This is a genomic window from Klebsiella sp. 28, assembly GCF_018223905.1.
Lineage (GTDB): Bacteria > Pseudomonadota > Gammaproteobacteria > Enterobacterales > Enterobacteriaceae > Klebsiella > Klebsiella pneumoniae.
This window is the reverse complement of record NZ_JAGRQY010000071.1, coordinates 19615-38854: the sequence shown is the minus strand read 5'-3', so window position 1 is coordinate 38854 and position 19240 is coordinate 19615. Positions and strand designations below refer to the sequence as shown.

The window sequence follows — 19240 nt, the reverse complement described above, 5'->3', positions numbered from 1 at the left end:
TTATTATTCAGATAATTACTAAAATAATTTTTCTACTCATTTTGACCTTGATAGCCAGCCGACTGCGTACCAGACTTAAACTTAATGCTCAAACAGGAGGTCAGTATGCCCTATCGCAGTAAACAAGAACTCCCCGACAGCGTTCAGCATGTACTGCCTGCCCATGCGCAGGAAATTTATAAAGAAGCGTTTAACAGCGCCTGGGATCAATATAAAGATAAAGACGAGCGGCGCGATGACGCCAGCCGCGAAGAGACGGCGCACAAAGTCGCCTGGGCGGCGGTGAAGAACAGCTATGAGAAAGGCGATGATGATAAGTGGCATAAGAAAAAATAATCGCTGACGCCGCATTTTCGCTTGCCAGCGCCCCGCTGATTGCTTATTGAAAGATAAAGCTGGATAATATTTCAGCAATATTGATGGATGCATGAGACGAACGCCGGGAAGCGGGCAGTGGCGGAGGTAGTAAACAGTGTTAACTCGTGATTTCTTAATGAATGCGGATTGTAAGACAGCGTTTGGCGCTATTGAGGAATCGCTACTCTGGTCGGCAGAACAACGTGCAGCCTCGCTGGCGGCGACGCTGGCCTGCCGCCCGGATGATGGCTCAGTATGGATCTTTGGCTACGGTTCGCTTATCTGGAACCCGGCGCTCAATTATCGCGAGTCCTGCACCGGCACGCTGCCGGGCTGGCACCGCGCGTTTTGCCTGCGGTTGACCGCCGGGCGCGGTAGTGCCTGCCAGCCGGGACGCATGCTGGCTCTCAAAGAGGGCGGCCGAACCACCGGCGTCGCCTATCGTCTGCCTGACGACACGCTGGAGGAGGAGCTGACCCTGCTGTGGAAGCGGGAGATGATCACCGGCTGCTATCTGCCCACCTGGTGCAAGCTGGAGCTGGACGACGGACGGACGGTGAATGCCCTGGTGTTTATTATGGATCCGCGCCATCCACTGTTTGAACCGGATACCAGTGCCCAGGTTATCGCCCCGCTGATCGCCCGGGCCAGCGGGCCGCTCGGCACCAACGCCCAGTATCTGTTTTCGCTTGAGCAGGCGCTGCGCAAGCTGGGCATGCACGATGCCAGTCTCGATGACCTGGTGGCCAGCGTCCGCGCGCTGTTGGGCGAGAGTCCGACGCCGGGCCTGGCCTGAGCGCGCGCAAAAGAAAACGCCCGGCATGACCGGGCGTCCGATTGCTGACCAGTAAGGAAAAAGCGTGGTTTTTCCTTACTGGTGGTTATCAGCCGAAAATCAATAAATTGATTTTCCTTGTTATTTTTCTGGTGCAATCTGCAAGTACAATGATTGCATGAGGTTTGTCATGAATCTCACGCCCGGCATGACCGGGCGTGTGTTCTGGCAGTGACGGTCAGGCCGGCACGTAGCTGATGGAGTGCTCCAGCGACTGGCTGTGACTGTCGATAAGCACGTTCCAGGTGCCGCTGTAGGGCACCGTCAGATAGGCGCTGTCCCGATCCTGCACGCTCAGAATATCCGCATGACTGTCGCCCGGGACCTTCGCGCTCATCAGATGAATATGGCAGCGCTCTGAGCACCGCACCACCAGCGTGTCACCACCAAATAACGTCAAACTTGCTTTAACCATCGCCATTTTATACCCCGTTTCTGTCCCGCTACAGCATCCTGCCCACCCAGTCCTCGCGTGATATTGTTCACACTTTGCTCTGTGCATCACACCAAACGGCGCGGGTCGGGATGCTGATTTTGATCAAAAAAAGGGATAAAGATTAAACAAAAATGACGTTGTTCCTGAAAGCATTCAGCTAACGTTTTTTTTACCTCTGCAGGCGGCGAAACCTGATATTTCCTGCCGTTCGGCGCCCCAGATTCAGAAGGTCAGCACTTTATCTGCCGCCAGGGTCCACTGGGCCAGCTCAACGAGAGTGCCAACCTCCACGCCGTCAACCAGCGGCAGTGCGCTGACCCCGCGGCCGTCCGCGCAGGTTTTACACAGCTTCACGGGAACCTGCTGGGCGGTGAGGATCTCCAGCATCTGCTGCACATTATACCCTTCTGCCGGCTTCTGCCCCCGCAGCCCGGCGGTGACGGCGTCGGACATCAGAAACAGCTTGAGATCGAGGTCGGACTGCTGCTCGCGCAGGGCAATGGCCAGGCGCAGGCTGTTGAACAGGGATTCGCTGCCGTAGGCGGCGCCGTTGGCGATGATCACAATACGTTGCATACAAACTCCTTCTTAAAGGCACGGTTATTGCTTTAGGCAGTATAAAGCGTTAACCCGGAGGAGGGGTATGAATAATACGACTGGTCATGCGCACGATGCGACGGCCTGGCTGCAGCTGGCGCGTCGCCTGCAAAAACAACAGCTTCAGCAGCTTAGCCAACTGGGGGAACTGGCCAGCCAGCTCAGCGCGCTGGTGCATATGCTGCAGTGTGAGCGCGGGGCGTCGAATATCTATCTTTGCTCGGGCGGCTTGCTGTATACAGCGGAGTGTCGGGCGGGAGGGGCGCTGGTTGACGAGCGGCTAGCCCTGTTTTATGCCAGCCTCGAACGCGCGCGCGCGGTAGCCGGCAGCGCACTGTGCTGGCGTATCGCCAGAGCGGTTGACGAGCTGGCGCAGCTCCCGGCGCTACGCGCGCAGATCGGCCGCCGGCAAATTGCCGCTGAAGCCGCGACGGAGCAGTTCAGCCGCGTCATCCGCCATCTGCTGAACATCGCCCCGCAGCTCAATGACAGCATTGACGATCCGCCGGTGGCTGGTCGGATGGTCGCCCTGTACAGCTTTATGCAGGGAAAAGAGCTGGTGGGCCAGGAGCGCGCGCTGGGAGCATTGGGCTTTACCCGCGGCGAGTTCAGCGACAGCCTGCGCCAGCAGCTGGTGGACCGTATTGACGGTCAGCAGCCCTGCTTCGACAGCTTTCAGGCGCTGGGCAGCCCGGCGACCGTCCAGTTGTTCAGAACCCAGTGCCACGCCGGTCTGGATATTGAACAGCTGCGGCGGATCGCCTGTACCCGCCAGCCGGCTGCCGACGGCGGGGAAACGGCGCTGCGCTGGTTTGGTCTGCAAACCCAACGGCTTGAGCAACTGCGCGAAGTGGAAGAGCAACTGATCGACGATCTGCTGGATGCCACCGACGCGCTGTTAGCAGACGACGCGCCTGGCTGGCAGGCCGGAGAGGAAGACGATAGCGTGACGCCACGGCTCGATAAACAGCTACTGCCGCTGGTGCGCCAGCAGGCCTATGAGCTGCAGCAGCTCTCCAGCCAGCTGGCCTCGCTGAAAGACGCGCTCGAAGAGCGCAAGCTGATCGAAAAAGCGAAAAGTCTGCTGATGACGCACCAGGGAATGCAGGAGGAGCAGGCCTGGCAGACGCTGCGCAAGATGGCCATGGACAAAAATCAGCGCATGGTTGAGATAGCCCGCGCGCTGCTGATGGTGAAGGCGATTTGGCCGCTAACACCAAAGGAGTAGATGCACAATCGATGGGCATTCTTTGCCTGCCGGCGGTGCACTTTTAGGTGAAAAACCGGCCAGCGTTGGGAAAAAGCCCGCCAGCGCGCTATTGCCAAAGCTGGCATCCCGTTTGCATTACTTATTAAGTGAATAAAAGTCCGGGCAACGAACCAATGGCGGTTCGGGGGCCCGTGGATAAAGGCGTCCTGCAGTGCGTATGCACTGTCGGGCGCTTTTTTTTTGCGCATGGTGGAGCGGATATGGGCGACAAATTTTCAATTTCCCGGCGGCGCTTGCTGCAGGCAGGGGCCGCGCTGGGCGGCGCGATGCTGCTGCCGGGCGTGATGCAGGCCGCCTGGGCCGGCGGCTCGGACAAACCGGAGCAAACCCGCGTGCGGGTCGGATTTATTCCGCTGACCGATTGCGCGCCGCTGGCCATCGCCGCGGCGAAGGGGTTTGACCAAAAATATGGCATCACCCTGGTGGCGAGTAAGGAAGCCAGCTGGGCGGCGGTGCGCGACAAGCTGGTGGCCGGCGAGCTCGACGCGGCGCATATTCTCTATGGCCTGCTGTACGGCCTCGAACTGGGGATCGCCAGCAAGCCGCAGGCGATGGCCAATTTGATGACCCTCAACCGCAATGGCCAGGCGATTACCCTCTCCAGCGAGCTGCAGGAGAAAGGGGTGACCGACCTCGGCGGGCTGAAGCGGCTGATCGACCGCAGCGCGCCGGGCAGTTACACCTTCGCCCATACCTTTCCTACCGGCACCCATGCCATGTGGCTTTACTACTGGCTGGCGAGCGCCGGCATTGATCCCTTCAACGATGTGCGCACCGTCGTGGTGCCGCCGCCGCAGATGGTGATGAACATGCGCATCGGCAATATGAGCGGCTTTTGCGTCGGCGAGCCATGGAACGCCCGCGCCATTAACGACCGTATCGGCTTCACCGCGGCCACTTCCCAGGATATCTGGCCCGAGCATCCGGAAAAGGTGCTGGGCACCCGTCGCGACTGGGTGGAACGCAACCCGAACACCGCCCGCGCGTTGGTGGCGGCCCTGATGGAGGCGCAGCGTTGGATCGCCGCCTCGCCGGAGAACACCCGGGAGACGGCCCGCCTGCTCGCCAGACGCGGCTGGCTCAATACCAAGGAGCAATACCTCACCGGCCGGATGCTGGGAGAGTATGACAACGGCCTTGGCCGCCGCTGGCAGGATGCCCATCCGATGCGCTTCTGGGCCGGGGGCGAGGTGAGTTTCCCGTGGCTGTCGGACGGGATGTGGTTCCTCACCCAGTTCCGCCGCTGGGGGTTGCTGAAGCAGGCTCCGGATTACCTCGCGGTGGCGTCGCGCATTAACCGCATCGATGTCTGGCAGGCTGCCGCCCAGGCGGTAGGAGGGATCAGCGCGCCGGCAGCCAGGATGCGCAGCAGCACACTAATGGACGGGACGGTATGGAACGGGTCCGACCCGGAAGGCTACGCCCGCCATTTCTCTATTCAACGTAAGGGGGCATGAGATGAAGCAGGCACAACGTAAGCAACCGGTCGTCAGCGTGGACAACGCGCCTGGCGAAGTGATTATCCTGCCGCCGGTGCAGGTCCGGCGCACCACGCCGACCGTCACGCGCTGGCTGCGTGAGCTCACCCAGCGCCTGCTGCCCCCGCTGTTGGGGCTGGGTGTGCTGCTGCTGGCCTGGCAGCTGGCGGCGATGCATAGCAAAGGCTTTCCCACGCCGCTGAGCACGCTGGACTCGGCGCTGACCCTGTTTGCCGATCCGTTCTATCAGGACGGGCCCAATGACATGGGCATCGGCTGGAACGTGCTGGCCTCCCTGCAGCGCGTGGCGGTGGGCTTCGGCCTGGCGGCGCTGGCGGGCATTCCGCTGGGGTTTTTGATCGGCCGTTCGCTGTTCTTCGCCCGCATGTTTAATCCGCTGATTGCTCTGCTGCGCCCGGTCAGCCCGCTGGCCTGGCTGCCGATTGGCCTGCTGCTGTTCCAGAAGGCGGAGCCGGCTTCCAGCTGGACCATTTTTATCTGCTCCATCTGGCCGATGGTGATCAACACCGCGGAGGGGGTGCGGCGGATCCCGCAGGACTATCTCAACGTCGCCCGCGTCCTCCAGCTCTCGGAGTGGACGGTGATGCGCAAAATCCTCTTTCCGGCGGTGCTGCCGTCGGTGCTTACCGGCGTGCGCCTCTCCATCGGCATCGCCTGGCTGGTGATCGTGGCGGCGGAAATGCTTACCGGCGGGCTGGGGATCGGCTTCTGGATCTGGAACGAGTGGAACAACCTCAATGTGGAAAACATCATCATCGCCATCGTCATTATCGGCGTCGTCGGCCTGCTGCTGGAGCAGGGCCTGATGCTGCTCGCTCGCCGCTTTAGCTGGCAGGAAAAATAAGGAGCCAACATGAAACCATTAATTCAGGTGCAGGCCGTCAGCCAACGCTTCAACACCGCCAGCGGCGAGTTCCTGGCGCTGCAGAATGTCTCCTTCGATATCGTCGAAGGGGAGACCATTAGCCTGATCGGCCACTCGGGTTGCGGAAAATCGACCCTGCTGAACCTGATCGCCGGGATCTCCACCCCTACCGAGGGCGGACTACTGTGTGATAACCGGGAAATCGCCGGTCCCGGGCCGGAGCGGGCGGTGGTTTTCCAGAACCACTCGCTGCTGCCGTGGCTGAGCTGTTTCGACAATGTGGCGCTGGCGGTGGATCAGGTGTTCCGTCGCACCATGAGCAAGAGTGAGCGCCGGGAGTGGATCGAACACAACCTGGCGCGCGTACAGATGGGTCATGCGCTGCACAAACGTCCCGGGGAGATCTCCGGCGGCATGAAGCAGCGGGTGGGTATCGCCCGGGCGCTGGCGATGAAGCCGAAAGTGTTGCTGCTTGATGAGCCCTTCGGCGCCCTGGATGCGCTGACCCGCGCCCACCTCCAGGACACGGTGATGCATATCCAGCAGGAGCTCAATACCACCATCGTCATGATCACCCACGACGTTGATGAAGCGGTGCTGCTCTCGGATCGGGTGCTGATGATGACCAACGGTCCGGCGGCGACGGTCGGCGAGATCCTCGCGGTCGATCTGCCGCGTCCGCGCCACCGCGTTCAGCTGGCGGACGACAGCCGGTATCACCATCTGCGCCAGCAGATCCTCCATTTCCTGTATGAAAAACAGCCGAAAGCGGCGTAAGGAGGCGGTCATGACGCGGCGACTGGTGGTGATCGGTAACGGCATGGCGGCCACCCGGCTGGTGCAGCGGCTGGTTGAGCGCGACCCCGCGCGGTTTGCCATTACCGTCGTCGGCGACGAGCCGCACCCGGCCTATAACCGCATTCAGCTCTCGCCGCTGCTGGCAGGTGAAAAAACGGCGGCGCAGATCCCGTTGCTGCCGGCGGAGTGGTATACCCGGCACGGGGTGTGCCTGCGGTCTGGCGAGGCGGTCGATGAAGTCGATATTCAGCAACGGCGGCTGCGCATCGCGGAAACCTGGCTGCCGTGGGATGAACTGGTGTTCGCCACCGGTTCGCGGTCCTTTATCCCGCCGCTGCCGGGCATTGATCGTCCGCAGGTTATGCCCTTCCGCACCCTGGCGGACGTGGAACGTATTCTGGCGATACCCGGCCCGGCGGTGGTGATTGGCGGCGGGGTGCTGGGGGTGGAAGCGGCGGCGGCGCTGCGTCGTCACGGCGGAGAGGTCACTCTTCTGCATCGCGGCAGCGGATTAATGGCGCCGCTGACCGACGCTTTTGCCGCCGATGAGCTCAGGCAGCAGCTTGAAGCGCGCGGCATTCGCTGCGTGCTGGAGTGCCACATCGCCGCCATCGACGCCGATGGCGTGCGGCTGGCGGACGGGCGCGTATTCCGCGCCGCCAGAGTGGTGCTGGCTACCGGCGTGCAGCCCGACAGCCGTCTGGCGGCGCAGTCCGGCGTGCTGTGCCAGCGGGGGATCGTGGTCGACCGTCAGATGGCCTCCTCGCTGCCGGGGATCAGCGCCATCGGCGAATGTTGCGAAATTGACGGCCAGACCTGGGGATTGGTGGCTCCCTGCCTGCGTCAGGCCGAGGTGCTGGCGGATCGCCTGTGCGGCGCCCCCGGCGAGGGCTTTGTCTGGCAGGACGCCGGGACCCGCCTGAAGGTCACCGGCATTGAACTCTTTAGCGCTGGCGAGCAGCAGGCCGGCGAACAGGATGACATTTATACCAGCTGGGACCCCATCGACCGCCACTATCGCCGCCTGCTGCTGCGCGATGGCCGCCTGCGCGGCGTGCTGCTGATGGGCGACTGCACCGCCGCCGCCGCGCTCACCGCGCGCCTGGAAAGCGATGAGCCTGTCACCGTGGACTGGCTTTTTGACCCCTCTTCAACGCAGCCGCAGGCTGCAGGAATGATGACAATGACGAAACCTGTATTAGTGCTGGTGGGACATGGCATGGTCGGCCACCATTTTCTCGAACAATGCGTGAGCCGCAATCTGCATCAGCAATATCGAATCGTGGTGTTTGGCGAAGAGCGTTACCCCGCCTACGACCGGGTACATCTCTCCGAGTATTTTGCCGGACGCAGCGCCGAGTCGCTGTCGCTGGCGGCCGGGGATTTCTTTATTGAACATGGTATTGAACTCCGCCTCGGCGAGGCGGTGGCGACCATCGACCGCGACGCACGGCTGGTACGGGACGCCGAGGGGCATGAAATCCACTGGGATAAACTGGTGCTGGCGACCGGCTCGTATCCCTTTGTTCCGCCAATCCCCGGTAACGATCTCGCGGGGTGCTTTGTCTACCGCACTCTTGACGATCTCGACCGTATCGCCGCCCATGCCGCCGCGGCGAAGAGCGGGGTGGTTATCGGCGGCGGGCTGCTCGGGCTGGAGGCGGCCAACGCCCTGAAACAACTGGGGCTGGAGACGCAGGTGGTGGAGTTTGCCCCGAACCTGATGGCCGTCCAGCTGGATAACGGCGGGGCGGCGATGCTCCGGGAGAAGATTGTCGCCCTCGGCGTGGGGGTGCATACCAGCAAAGCGACCACCGCCATCGTGCGCGAGGCCGACGGCCTGCGGCTGAACTTTGCCGACGGCGGCGCGTTGCGGACCGACATGGTGGTCTTCTCGGCGGGGATCCGCCCGCAGGACGCGCTGGCCCGCGGCTGCGCGCTGCAGGTGGGCGAACGCGGGGGAATTCACATCGACGGCCAGTGCCGCACCTCTGACCCGGACGTGCTGGCGATAGGCGAATGCGCCCTGTGGGACAATAAAATTTACGGTCTGGTGGCGCCGGGCTATCAGATGGCGCGCATCGCCGCGGCCACTCTCGCAGGAGAGGACGCCTGCTTTAGCGGCGCCGACATGAGCACCAAACTGAAGCTGCTGGGGGTCGACGTGGCCTCGTTTGGCGATGCGCAGGGGCGCACGCCGGGCTGTCAGAGCTATCAATGGACCGACGGTCCGCAGCAGATTTACAAAAAAATCGTCGTCAGTCAGGACGGCAAAGCCCTGCTTGGCGGCGTGCTGGTGGGGGATGCCAGCGACTATGCCACGCTGCTGCAGATGATGCTGAACGGCATGGCGCTGCCGCCGCGTCCGGAGAGTCTGATCCTGCCCGCGCTGGAGGGAGCCGCGCCGAAGGCGCTCGGCGTCGCGGCGCTGCCGGACAGCGCGCCGATCTGCTCCTGCCATAACGTCAGCAAAGGCGATATCTGCCAGGCGGTGAACAATGGGGCGAGGGATATGTCGGCGATAAAAAGTTGCACCAGAGCGGCTACCGGCTGCGGCGGCTGCAGCGCGCTGGTGAAACAGGTGATGGAGTATCAACTGGCGGAGCAGGGCGTCGAAGTGAAAAAAGACGTCTGCGAACATTTCCCGTGGTCGCGCCAGGAGATCTACCATCTGGTACGGGTTAACCATATCCATACCTTCGAGCAGTTGATTAGCCGCTACGGCCAGGGGCACGGCTGCGATGTCTGCAAACCGCTGGTGGCCTCGGTGCTGGCCTCCTGCTGGAACGAGTACCTGCTGAAGCCGGCGCACCTGCCGCTGCAGGATACCAACGACCGCTATTTCGCCAATATCCAGAAGGACGGGAGCTATTCGGTGGTGCCGCGGATGGCGGCAGGGGAAGTGACGCCGGACGGACTGATCGCCATCGGGCAGATCGCCAAACGTTACCAGCTCTACAGCAAAGTGACCGGCGGCCAGCGCATCGACCTGTTTGGCGCGCGGCTGGAACAGCTGCCGGCTATCTGGCGCGAGCTGGCCGACGCCGGGTTTGAAACCGGCCACGCCTACGGCAAGTCGCTGCGCACGGTGAAATCCTGCGTCGGCTCAACCTGGTGTCGCTACGGCGTGCAGGACTCCACCGGGCTCGCGGTACGGCTCGAGCATCGCTACAAAGGGCTACGCGCCCCGCACAAAATCAAGATGGCGGTCTCCGGCTGCACCCGCGAATGCGCTGAAGCCCAGGGGAAAGATATCGGGGTGATTGCCACCGACAAAGGCTGGAATCTGTACGTCTGCGGCAACGGCGGGATGAGACCGCGTCACGCCGACCTGTTTGCCAGCGATCTCGACGAAGCGACGCTGATCCGCAGCATCGATCGTCTGCTGATGTTCTATATCCGTACCGCCGATCGCCTGCAGCGAACCAGCACCTGGATGGATAACCTGGAGGGCGGCGTCGCCTATCTGCGGCAGGTGGTGCTGGAGGATAGTCTTGGCATTGGCGAGGAGCTGGAGCAGGAGATGGCCCGGATCGTCGACAGCTACCAGTGCGAGTGGCAGACCACCCTCAACGATCCGCAGCGTCTGGCGCTGTTCCGCTCCTTCGTTAATAGCGACCAGCCCGACGAGGCTGTGCAGCGCCGCGATCTGCGCGGTCAGCCGCAGCCGCTGCTGACTGAGACGTTGCCCGAAGGCGAACTCCCATCCCGACCGTGGCAGGCGGTATGCGACCTTGACGCCATTCCGGCGCAGGCGGGGATCGGCGCCCGCTTAGGGGAGCGGCAGATTGCCCTGTTCCGCTTCGGCGAGCGGGTCTACGCCCTCGACAACCGCGAGCCGGGCAGCGCGGCCAACGTGCTGTCGCGTGGGCTGTTAGGGGACGTCGGCGGCGAGCCGGTGGTGATCTCCCCGCTGTACAAACAGCGGATACGCCTGCGCGACGGCTGGCCGTGCGACGGCGACGAACAGGCGGTACGCGCCTGGCCGGTGAAAGTGGAAAACGGCAAAGTGTGGGTGGGCAACCAGCAGCTGCTGGCCCGCGCGGAGGCCTCCTGATGAAGACCATCCGAACGACCTGCCCCTACTGCGGCGTAGGCTGCGGGGTGCTGGCGAGCGTGGACGACGCGGGGCAGGTGAGCGTGCGCGGCGACGATCAGCACCCGGCGAACCTCGGCCGTCTGTGCGTCAAAGGGGCCGCCTTAGGGGAGACCACTGGCCTGGCGGGGCGGCTGCTGACGCCGGAGATCGACGGCCAGCAGGTAGCCTGGCCTCAGGCGCTGGCGGAAACCGCTGCGCGCCTGAGACAGATCATCGACCAGCACGGACCGCAAGCGGTGGCCTTTTACGCCTCCGGCCAGCTGTTAACCGAGGATTACTATGCCGCCAATAAGCTGATGAAAGGGTTTATCGGCGCGGCGAACATCGATACCAATTCACGGCTGTGCATGTCGTCAGCGGTCACTGGCTACAAGCGGGCCTTTGGCGCCGACGTGGTGCCCTGCAGCTACGATGATGTGGAAAACAGCGATCTGGTGGTGCTGGTCGGCTCGAACGCCGCCTGGGCGCATCCGGTGCTGTTCCAGCGGCTGGCGCAGGCGAAGCGGGATAATCCCCGATTGCGGATCGTGGCGATCGACCCCCGACGCACCGCTACCTGCGAGATCGCCGACCGCCATCTGGCGCTGGCCCCGGGAAGCGACGGCGGGTTGTTTGCGGGGCTGCTTAACGCCCTGGCTGAGGCAGGAGCCTGCGTCGATGGCTTTCGCGACGGCCCGCAGGCGCTGGCCGCCGCCCGCGGCTGGGACGTGGCGAGGGTGGCGGCCTTTTGCGGTCTGCCTGCCGATGAGGTGGCGGGATTCTATCGCGAGTTCATCGCCGCCCCGCGGGCGATCACCCTCTACACCATGGGAATCAATCAATCCGCCAGCGGCAGCGACAAATGTAACGCCATCATCAACGTCCATCTGGCCAGCGGGAAGTATGGCCGCCGCGGCTGCGGCCCCTTTTCGCTGACCGGTCAACCCAACGCCATGGGCGGCCGCGAAGTCGGCGGGCTGGCGACGATGCTGGCGGCGCACATGGATTTTGTGCCAGACGATCTGCAGCGGCTGGCCCGCTTCTGGGGGACGGAACGGCTGGCGCAGACCCCCGGGCTGACCGCCGTGGAGCTGTTTGCCGCCATTGGCCGCGGCGAGGTCAAAGCGGTCTGGATCATGGGTACCAACCCGGTGGTGTCGCTCCCTGACAGCCACGCGGTGAGCCAGGCGCTGGCCGCCTGTCCGCTGGTGATCGTCTCGGATGTCGCCGCCCAGACCGATACCGGACGTTTCGCCCACATCCGCTTTCCGGCGCTGGCCTGGGGCGAGAAGAATGGCACGGTCACCAACTCGGAGCGGCGGATCTCCCGTCAGCGCAGCTTTCTGCCGCCGCCGGGGGAGGCGAAAGCGGACTGGTGGATCATCGCCAGAGTGGGCCAGGCGCTGGGGTATCGCGAGGCGTTTGCCTGGCAGCATCCGCATGACGTCTTCCGCGAGCATGCGGCGCTGTCCGGTTTCGAAAACGACGGCCAGCGGGCGTTTGATATCGGCGCGCTGGCGGATCTCAGCCGTGAGGCGTGGGACGCCATGCCGCCGGTGCGCTGGCCGGTCAGCCGCAGCGAGGCCGCCTGGGATATCACGCGCGGCTGGCATGGCGATGGCAGGCTGCGGATGGTGCCGGTGACGCCTCAACCGACCCGGGCGACAACCGATGCCTTTTATCCGCTGATCCTCAACAGCGGGCGGATCCGCGATCAGTGGCACACCATGACCCGTACCGGCGCGGTGCCGCGGCTGATGCAGCATATCGCGGAGCCAATGGTGGAGGTGGCGCCGCAGGATGCCGTTCGCTATCAGCTTCCCGCTGACGGGCTGGCGCGGATCTGGTCGCGGCATGGGGTGATGGTGGCGAAAGTGGCGATCAGCGAAGGGCAGCGCCCCGGCTCGCTGTTTGTTCCGATGCACTGGAACAACCAGTTTGCCCGTCAGGGGCGGGTGAATAACCTGCTGGCCGCCGTCACGGACCCGTATTCCGGCCAGCCGGAAAGTAAACAGGCGGCGGTGGCGATCGCCGCCTGGCAACCGGCCTGGCACAGCGAGCTTTTTTGCCGCGAACCGCTACCATTTCCTGCGGCCTGGCACTGGCGGCGGCGGGCGACGCCAGGCGTGCTGCACTACTCGCTGGCCGGGGAGGCATCTGCCCGACAGTGGCTCAGCGCGTGGTGCGCCCGGCGCGGCTGGCAGTTACAGGTGGCTGACGGCGGCGCGGTGTGGAACCTGCTGGCCTGGCATCAGGGAAGGCTGATGCTCGGCTGGTGGAGCGATGCGCGCGAGCCGGCGGTGGATTGCGCATGGATAAGCGCTGCCTTTGCCGCGCCGCCGTCCGATGCTGCCCAACGACATGCCTTGCTTAGCGGCCGACCGGGCGCCGCCGTCGCGCCGCGGGGGCGGATCGTCTGCAGCTGCTTTGGGGTGGGGGAATGGTCAATTAACGAGGCCATCGCCAGCGGCTGCGCCAGCGTCGGGGCGCTGGGTGGGAAGCTGAAATGCGGGACCAACTGCGGCTCTTGCGTGCCGGAGCTCAACGCGCTGCTGGCGGCGCAACGAACCCGGGCGTAACGGTGGCGCGCAGCGACGCCTCCGGTTGGGCGGCACCTTACCCAACCGGTTTCAGCTTATTCCTGGAATTGCCCACAGGGCTGCGGGAGCAGGGAAAAAACGATAAACTAACACTTCTATCCATTTTTGTGAGCTTGCGCAAACTCTGTTAATGGCTGTGTCGTTCCGTTTGTTGCCAACGTTGACCTTTCTCCTGCTGTTGCCGGGCGTTCCCGTCTGGGCGCTGACCGCCAGCGACACCACCCGCCCTGCGCAAGCGCAAGATCCGCTGCCCGATATGGGGATTGCTCCCCAGGTTGATGACGACGCCCGGCACTTTGCCGAAGTGGCGAAGAAGTTTGGCGAGGCCAGCATGAGCGACAATGGTCTGACGGCGGGTGAACAGGCGCAGCTGTTTGCCATCAGTAAAATCGGCAATGAAGTGAGTCATCAGCTGGAGAGTTGGCTCTCGCCGTGGGGCAACGCCAATGTCGACCTGCTGGTCGATAAAGAGGGGAAATTCACCGGCAGTAAAGGGAGCTGGTTCGTGCCGTTGCAGGATAACGACCGTTATCTGACGTGGAACCAGTACTCGGTGACCCGGCGCGAGCACGATCTGGTGGGCAACATCGGGCTTGGCCAGCGTTGGCGGGTTGGCGGTTGGCTGCTGGGCTATAACTCGTTTTACGATAAAGTGCTGAGCGAAAGCCTGGCGCGCGGCAGCGTTGGCGCCGAAGCGTGGGGAGAATATCTCCGCCTGTCGGCAAACTATTACCATCCGCTGGGCGACTGGCAGCTACGCGATAATCAGACTCAGGAGCAGCGGATGGCCGCAGGGTATGACGTCACCGCCCAGGCGCGGCTGCCGTTCTACCAGCACATCAACACCAGCGTCAGCGTCGAACAGTATTTCGGCGATAGCGTCGATCTGTTTCACTCCGGCACCGGCTACCATAATCCGGTGGCCGTCTCCGTTGGGCTCAATTACACCCCGGTCCCGCTGGTCACGGTGACCGCTAAGCATAAGCAGGGGGAAAATGGCGTCAGCCAGAACAATGTGGGACTGAAGCTAAACTATCGCTTTGGCGTACCCCTTAAGCAGCAGCTTGCGGCAGACGAGGTGGCGATCAGCAACTCGCTGCGCGGGAGCCGCTTCGATAGTCCGGAGCGGGATAATCTGCCGGTGGTGGAGTATCGTCAGCGCAAAAATCTGACGGTCTATCTGGCCACGCCGCCCTGGGATCTGCAGTCCGGGGAGACGGTGCAGTTGAAGCTGCAGATCCATAGTCTGCATGGCATCAAGGCGCTGCACTGGCAGGGAGACACCCAGGCCCTCAGCCTGACGCCGCCGGTAGATGCCAGCAGCCCCGATGGCTGGAGCATCATTATGCCGGTGTGGAACAGTGAACCGGGCGCCGCGAACCGCTGGCGCCTGTCGGTGGTGGTGGAGGATAAACAGGGGCAGCGCGTCTCCTCCAATGAGATCGCCCTGGCGCTGACCGAGCCGCTGGTCAAGTTTACCACGCCAGGCGTCTCCTGGACGGACTCGCCTTAGAAGATTCGCTCCTGGTGGACCCATACCGCCGCTTCCACGCGGGATTTGAGCTTCATTTTCTTCAGCATGTGCTTTACGTGTACTTTGACGGTGCTTTCGGTGATATCCAGGCGACGGGCGATCATTTTGTTCGGCAGTCCCTGGGCTATCAGCTTGAGAATGTCGCGCTCGCGCGGGGTCAGCTGGCTGATGTCCCGATCGGAGGTGGCGCGGTTGGCGCGCAGGCTGGCGGCCAGCACCGGCGTTAACGCTTCGCTTAATACCATCTCTCCGGCGGCCGCCTGCTGCAGCGCTTTCAGCAGATCTTCCGGTTCCATGTCCTTCAACAAATAGCCATCGGCGCCGCGCTTCAGGGCGGTGACAACGTCCTCTTCATGGTTGGAGACGCTGAAGACCACTACCCGGCCAGAAAGGGATTTCTCACGCAGCTTATCCAGCGTCTCCAGACCGTTCATGCCCGGCATATTAAGGTCCAGCAGGATCAGGTCAGGATCCAGCGACTCGGCCAGCTCGATACCTTGCGCGCCATTGCTGGCCTCGCCAATCACCTGGATGTCCGGCGCCATGCTGATCAACTGTTTCACGCCGGTGCGCAGCATCGGATGGTCGTCAATGAGAAGGATAGTTGCCCGTTCCTGTTGACTCATGAGGGTCTCCTTATTGGATGGAAAACGTTTTTTCCGGGATAAACGTGACGATCACTTCGGTTCCACCGGTTTCCCGGCGTCGTACCTGACAGTCACCGCGCAAGCTCTGGGCGCGATCCCGCATAATAATTAAACCGTAATGGTTACTCCGTTCGGCGTGGTCCGGTACGCCGCGGCCGTTATCCGCTACCACCAGACGAACCTGATTATCGCGTTGTGACACCGTCACGGTCACTTCGGTCGCGCTGGCATGCTTCAGAGCGTTGCTCAACGCTTCGCGAGCGATCTGCAGCAGGTGGATCGCCTGATGCGAGGGCACAAAGCGCGGCGGGAGCTGGTAATCAAGCTGCACCGTAAAGCCGAAGTGGGCGCTGTACTCCTGACAGCTGGCCTCCAGCGCCGGGCGCAGCCCCGGCTCGGTCAACTGCAGGCGGAAGGTGGTTAACAGCTCCCGCAGCTGGGCCCACGAGGTATTCAGTTCGTTACGGATCTGCCCCAGCAGCTGGCGGCTCTCCGTCGGCAAGGCGTCGCCTTGCATCTGCAGACAGCTAACCTGCATCTTCATACAGGATAGCGACTGGGCGATGGAGTCGTGCAGCTCGCGGGCGATAGTGGCCCGTTCTTCCATGACGATCAGCTGCTGCTGCTTCTCCTGATGGCGGTCCAGCGCCAGGGTGCTGGTCAGCTGTTCCACCAGGGTATCCACCAGCTGCTGCTGATCGTGGCTGAGATGGCGGCCAACCGGCAGCGTCGCCAGCAGGATGCCGTACTGACTATGCGCATCTGACAGCCGCCACTTCAGCGTTGTTCCCCCATCCGGCAGCGGCGGCAGATTGCGTGGACAGAGGTAGCAGCCTTTATCATCACAGTCATCATCCGAGTGGCAGGTAAACTCCTGGTGATTATCTTCGTCTTCCAGGTCGTAAACCCGTACCTCGATATCGCGCAGCAGCGTCAGCCCCTGCAGGCCATTCAGTACCGGCGAAATACGTTCGCAGAGCGGGGCGCTGGAGTGCAGCCGGCGGTTGGCCTGCCATAAGAAAGCGAGGATCTCGTTCTTCTGCTCCAGTCCGGCAGTCTTCTCCTGCACCCGCCGCTCGAGCACGGCATAGCTTTCCGCCAGCTCTTCCGACATGTTATTCAGCGCCATGCCCAGGGTCGCCATTTCGTTGCGGCCGCTGATGTGCGCCCGCTGGGTGAAATCACGCTGACTCACCGCGCGCGCCATGCTCAGCAGCTGTTTCCACGGCCGCAGCAGGCGGGCGCGTAGCCAGATGATAGTGAAGATCAGCAGCAGCGCCATACCAATGGCGAGGATGCGATGGATCCAGACCACCCGTTCGATACGCTGCTCGGTGGTGTGGTCGAATGCGGTGACCAACTGGTCGATACGATCGACAAAGTCGGCGACATCCTGGGCCACTTCCGCCTGATTGACTGCGCGCTGCATGCCGGGGGCCAGCGCCAGCTGCCAGTACTGCTGCAGGGCTTTAAGCTGGATTTCCTGGCCGTCGCGGCGGGCGGAATTTTGCAGCTCCGGGCTGAAGACGGTGGCGGTCATGTCCGCCACCAGTTTTTGATCGTTTTCATTCAGCGGGATCGCCGCCAGCAGCCGGTAGCTTTGCATACGCAATGAACCGGCCTTGTTAATGGCGTGCGCGCTGCCCTGCACGCCGTTCACCAGGCGCGCGGAGATCGCCATGCCGGCGACGCCAATAATCGTGGCGAGCAGCACGATTAACGCCAGTTGATTGACCAGCGTCAGCGGGGTAAAAAGACGTTTTAACATGGAATGCGTGGCTCCTGACCGGTCATGTCTCCGGGAGTGGCGCTTATTCTCGACTATCCCCTGGAGTATACCCATACCCCCAAAGAGTTACTCCTTAATTGTCGGTGGTAGGCGATGTTAGGGGGGGGATTATACGCAACCCGGCAGCAGCGTGAAAAACCACACTTTTTTCCCCGCCATTCTCTACTCACTTGGAGGCATGGTTTATTTTTGCACAAATTAGCTCGCGCTTTTCCTTTGATTTATATCAACTTACCGCCCCGGGTAACCCCTAAGGTAGCGGCAGGAAATATGAATAATCAGAGGTATCTATGAGTCAATCTTCCCTCCCGGAGAAGGCTAACCGCTCGGTCATAACCGACTGGCGGCCTGAAGATCCTGAATTCTGGCAACAGCGCGGCCATCGTGTGGCAAGCCGCAATTTATGGATCTCCGTTCCCTGTCTGTTACTGGCGTTCTGCGTTTGGATGTTGTTCAGCGCGGTTGCCGTTAACCTCAACAAAGTAGGCTTTCAGTTTACAACCGATCAGCTGTTTATGCTGACCGCGCTGCCGGCGCTGTCAGGCGCCTTATTACGCGTGCCTTACGCCTTTATGGTGCCGCTGTTCGGCGGCCGTCGCTGGACGGCGTTCAGCACCGGGATCATGATTGTGCCGTGCGTCTGGCTGGGCTTCGCGGTCCAGGATACCTCTACGCCGTTTAGCATCTTCGTGATTATCTCTCTGCTGTGCGGCTTCGCCGGAGCCAACTTTGCCTCCAGTATGGCCAACATCAGCTTCTTCTTCCCGAAAGCGAAGCAGGGCGGGGCGCTCGGCGTTAACGGCGGCCTCGGCAATATGGGCGTCAGCGTGATGCAGCTGGTCGCGCCGCTGGTGGTCTCGATCTCTATCTTTGCCGTTTTTGGCGGTAACGGTAGCGAGCAACCGGACGGCTCGATGCTGTATCTGGAAAACGCCGCGTGGATCTGGGTACCTTTCCTGATTATTTTCACTCTGGCGGCGTGGTTCTTTATGAACGACCTGTCGGCTTCGAAAGCGTCGCTGAGCGAGCAGTTGCCGGTACTTAAGCGCCTGCATCTGTGGATTATGGCGCTGCTCTATCTCGCGACCTTCGGCTCCTTTATCGGCTTTTCCGCCGGGTTCGCGATGCTGTCAAAAACTCAGTTCCCGGATGTGCAGATCCTGCATTACGCCTTCTTCGGCCCGTTCATTGGCGCGCTGGCGCGTTCGATGGGCGGGGCGATCTCCGACCGCCTCGGTGGGACCCGCGTAACGCTGGTCAACTTTGTGGTGATGGCTGTCTTCTGCGCGCTGCTGTTCCTGACCCTGCCGACCAACGGCCAGGGCGGTAACTTTATCGCCTTCTTCGCGGTGTTTATGGTGCTGTTCCTGACCGCCGGGCTGGGGAGCGCCTCCACCTTCCAGATGATCTCCGTGATCTTCCGTAAGCTGACTATGGACCGCGTGAAGGCCCAGGGCGGCAGCGAAGCGCAGGCGATGCGCGAGGCGGCGACCGATACCGCGGCGGCGCTGGGCTTTATCTCCGCCATTGGCGCTATCGGCGGCTTCTTTATTCCGAAAGCGTTCGGTATCTCGCTGGATCTGACCGGCTCGCCGGCCGGGGCGATGAAAGTGTTCCTCGTGTTCTATATTGCCTGCGTGGTGATCACCTGGGCGGTATACGGTCGTAAGCGTCAGTAATCGGCCGCGGTAACGTTGGCGTATAAAAAGGCGCGCTCCCCACGGAGGCGCCTTTTTTAACCGCTTAATTAGTTACAACATACTATAGGATAATATTGTTCGCATCGACCGCTGAGCCAGAACAGGTGGGCTTGCCAGTGAAATGGCTCTACCCCTTAATACCTCCGTTGTTAACAAATCCCGGTGAGGCGCCGCTTTTTGAGGTGAAAATCATTAAAAAACAACAAGTTAAAAAATAACATCTTATACCACCTTG

15 protein-coding genes are annotated in these 19240 nt (G+C 62.1%); 11 read left to right on the top strand and 4 right to left on the bottom strand.

The window, feature by feature from the left end:
• Nucleotides 1-105: 105 nt before the first annotated feature.
• Together chaB and KHQ28_RS13660 are read left to right on the top strand one after the other, a co-directional pair.
• The gene (gene chaB / locus KHQ28_RS13665; protein ID WP_002910389.1) at nt 106-336 is read left to right on the top strand and encodes a putative cation transport regulator ChaB; all 231 of its coding nucleotides are present in this window, start codon (nt 106-108) and stop codon (nt 334-336) included.
• Nucleotides 337-472: 136 nt separating this feature from the next.
• Entirely contained in the window at nt 473-1153 is a 681-nt protein-coding gene (locus KHQ28_RS13660; protein ID WP_004152258.1) for a gamma-glutamylcyclotransferase, read from the top strand.
• A gap of 217 nt (nt 1154-1370) precedes the next feature.
• Here the strand turns inward: KHQ28_RS13660 and KHQ28_RS13655 are convergent, their stop codons facing one another.
• Nucleotides 1371-1613 carry a DUF1883 domain-containing protein gene (locus tag KHQ28_RS13655; RefSeq protein ID WP_002910387.1) on the bottom strand — a complete coding sequence of 81 codons (243 nt, stop codon included), beginning with the start codon at nt 1611-1613 and terminating at the stop codon, nt 1371-1373.
• Nucleotides 1614-1850: 237 nt separating this feature from the next.
• Nucleotides 1851-2204 carry a DsrE/DsrF/TusD sulfur relay family protein gene (locus KHQ28_RS13650; RefSeq protein ID WP_002910380.1) on the bottom strand — a complete coding sequence of 118 codons (354 nt, stop codon included), beginning with the start codon at nt 2202-2204 and terminating at the stop codon, nt 1851-1853.
• Nucleotides 2205-2271: 67 nt separating this feature from the next.
• On the opposite strand from KHQ28_RS13650, the gene nasR reads away from it, so the two are divergent.
• The 7 genes from nasR to KHQ28_RS13615 all read left to right on the top strand — a co-directional run bounded on the left by nasR (nt 2272) and on the right by KHQ28_RS13615 (nt 14848).
• Nucleotides 2272-3453, top strand: coding sequence for a nitrate regulatory protein NasR (nasR, locus tag KHQ28_RS13645; protein ID WP_004214922.1), 1182 nt, complete (start codon nt 2272-2274; stop codon nt 3451-3453).
• A 242-nt stretch (nt 3454-3695) separates the two neighbouring features.
• Entirely contained in the window at nt 3696-4952 is a 1257-nt protein-coding gene (locus KHQ28_RS13640) for a CmpA/NrtA family ABC transporter substrate-binding protein (RefSeq protein WP_004175561.1), read from the top strand.
• Nucleotide 4953: 1 nt separating this feature from the next.
• Nucleotides 4954-5838 (top strand): nitrate ABC transporter permease, encoded by an 885-nt coding sequence (gene ntrB / locus KHQ28_RS13635; RefSeq protein ID WP_032418821.1) that lies wholly within the window; start codon nt 4954-4956, stop codon nt 5836-5838.
• Nucleotides 5839-5847: 9 nt separating this feature from the next.
• On the top strand, nt 5848-6636 hold the full coding sequence (locus tag KHQ28_RS13630) for an ABC transporter ATP-binding protein (protein WP_032418822.1): 789 nt from the start codon (nt 5848-5850) through the stop codon (nt 6634-6636).
• A gap of 10 nt (nt 6637-6646) precedes the next feature.
• Nucleotides 6647-10714 carry a nitrite reductase large subunit NirB gene (nirB, locus tag KHQ28_RS13625; protein WP_077261145.1) on the top strand — a complete coding sequence of 1356 codons (4068 nt, stop codon included), beginning with the start codon at nt 6647-6649 and terminating at the stop codon, nt 10712-10714.
• Nucleotides 10714-13314, top strand: a complete 2601-nt coding sequence (locus tag KHQ28_RS13620; protein WP_019705144.1) for a nitrate reductase — start codon at nt 10714-10716, stop codon at nt 13312-13314. Before nirB ends, KHQ28_RS13620 begins: the two co-directional genes overlap by 1 nt.
• A 151-nt stretch (nt 13315-13465) precedes the next feature.
• A complete protein-coding gene (locus KHQ28_RS13615; protein ID WP_004180383.1) occupies nt 13466-14848 on the top strand; it encodes a YchO/YchP family invasin in 1383 nt (460 codons plus the stop codon).
• Here the strand turns inward: KHQ28_RS13615 and narL are convergent.
• Both narL and narX read right to left on the bottom strand, forming a co-directional pair.
• Nucleotides 14845-15495 (bottom strand): two-component system response regulator NarL, encoded by a 651-nt coding sequence (narL, locus tag KHQ28_RS13610; protein WP_002910198.1) that lies wholly within the window; start codon nt 15493-15495, stop codon nt 14845-14847. The two genes, KHQ28_RS13615 and narL, sit on opposite strands and share 4 nt — an antisense overlap.
• Nucleotides 15496-15505: 10 nt before the next feature.
• Nucleotides 15506-17284 (bottom strand): nitrate/nitrite two-component system sensor histidine kinase NarX, encoded by a 1779-nt coding sequence (gene narX, locus KHQ28_RS13605; protein ID WP_004175566.1) that lies wholly within the window; start codon nt 17282-17284, stop codon nt 15506-15508.
• 311 nt (nt 17285-17595) lie between these two features.
• On the opposite strand from narX, the gene KHQ28_RS13600 reads away from it, so the two are divergent.
• Nucleotides 17596-18984 (top strand): NarK family nitrate/nitrite MFS transporter, encoded by a 1389-nt coding sequence (locus KHQ28_RS13600; protein WP_004175568.1) that lies wholly within the window; start codon nt 17596-17598, stop codon nt 18982-18984.
• Between the two features lie 125 nt (nt 18985-19109).
• Nucleotides 19110-19223 carry a hypothetical protein gene (locus KHQ28_RS13595; protein ID WP_014907381.1) on the top strand — a complete coding sequence of 38 codons (114 nt, stop codon included), beginning with the start codon at nt 19110-19112 and terminating at the stop codon, nt 19221-19223.
• Nucleotides 19224-19240 lie beyond the last annotated feature (17 nt).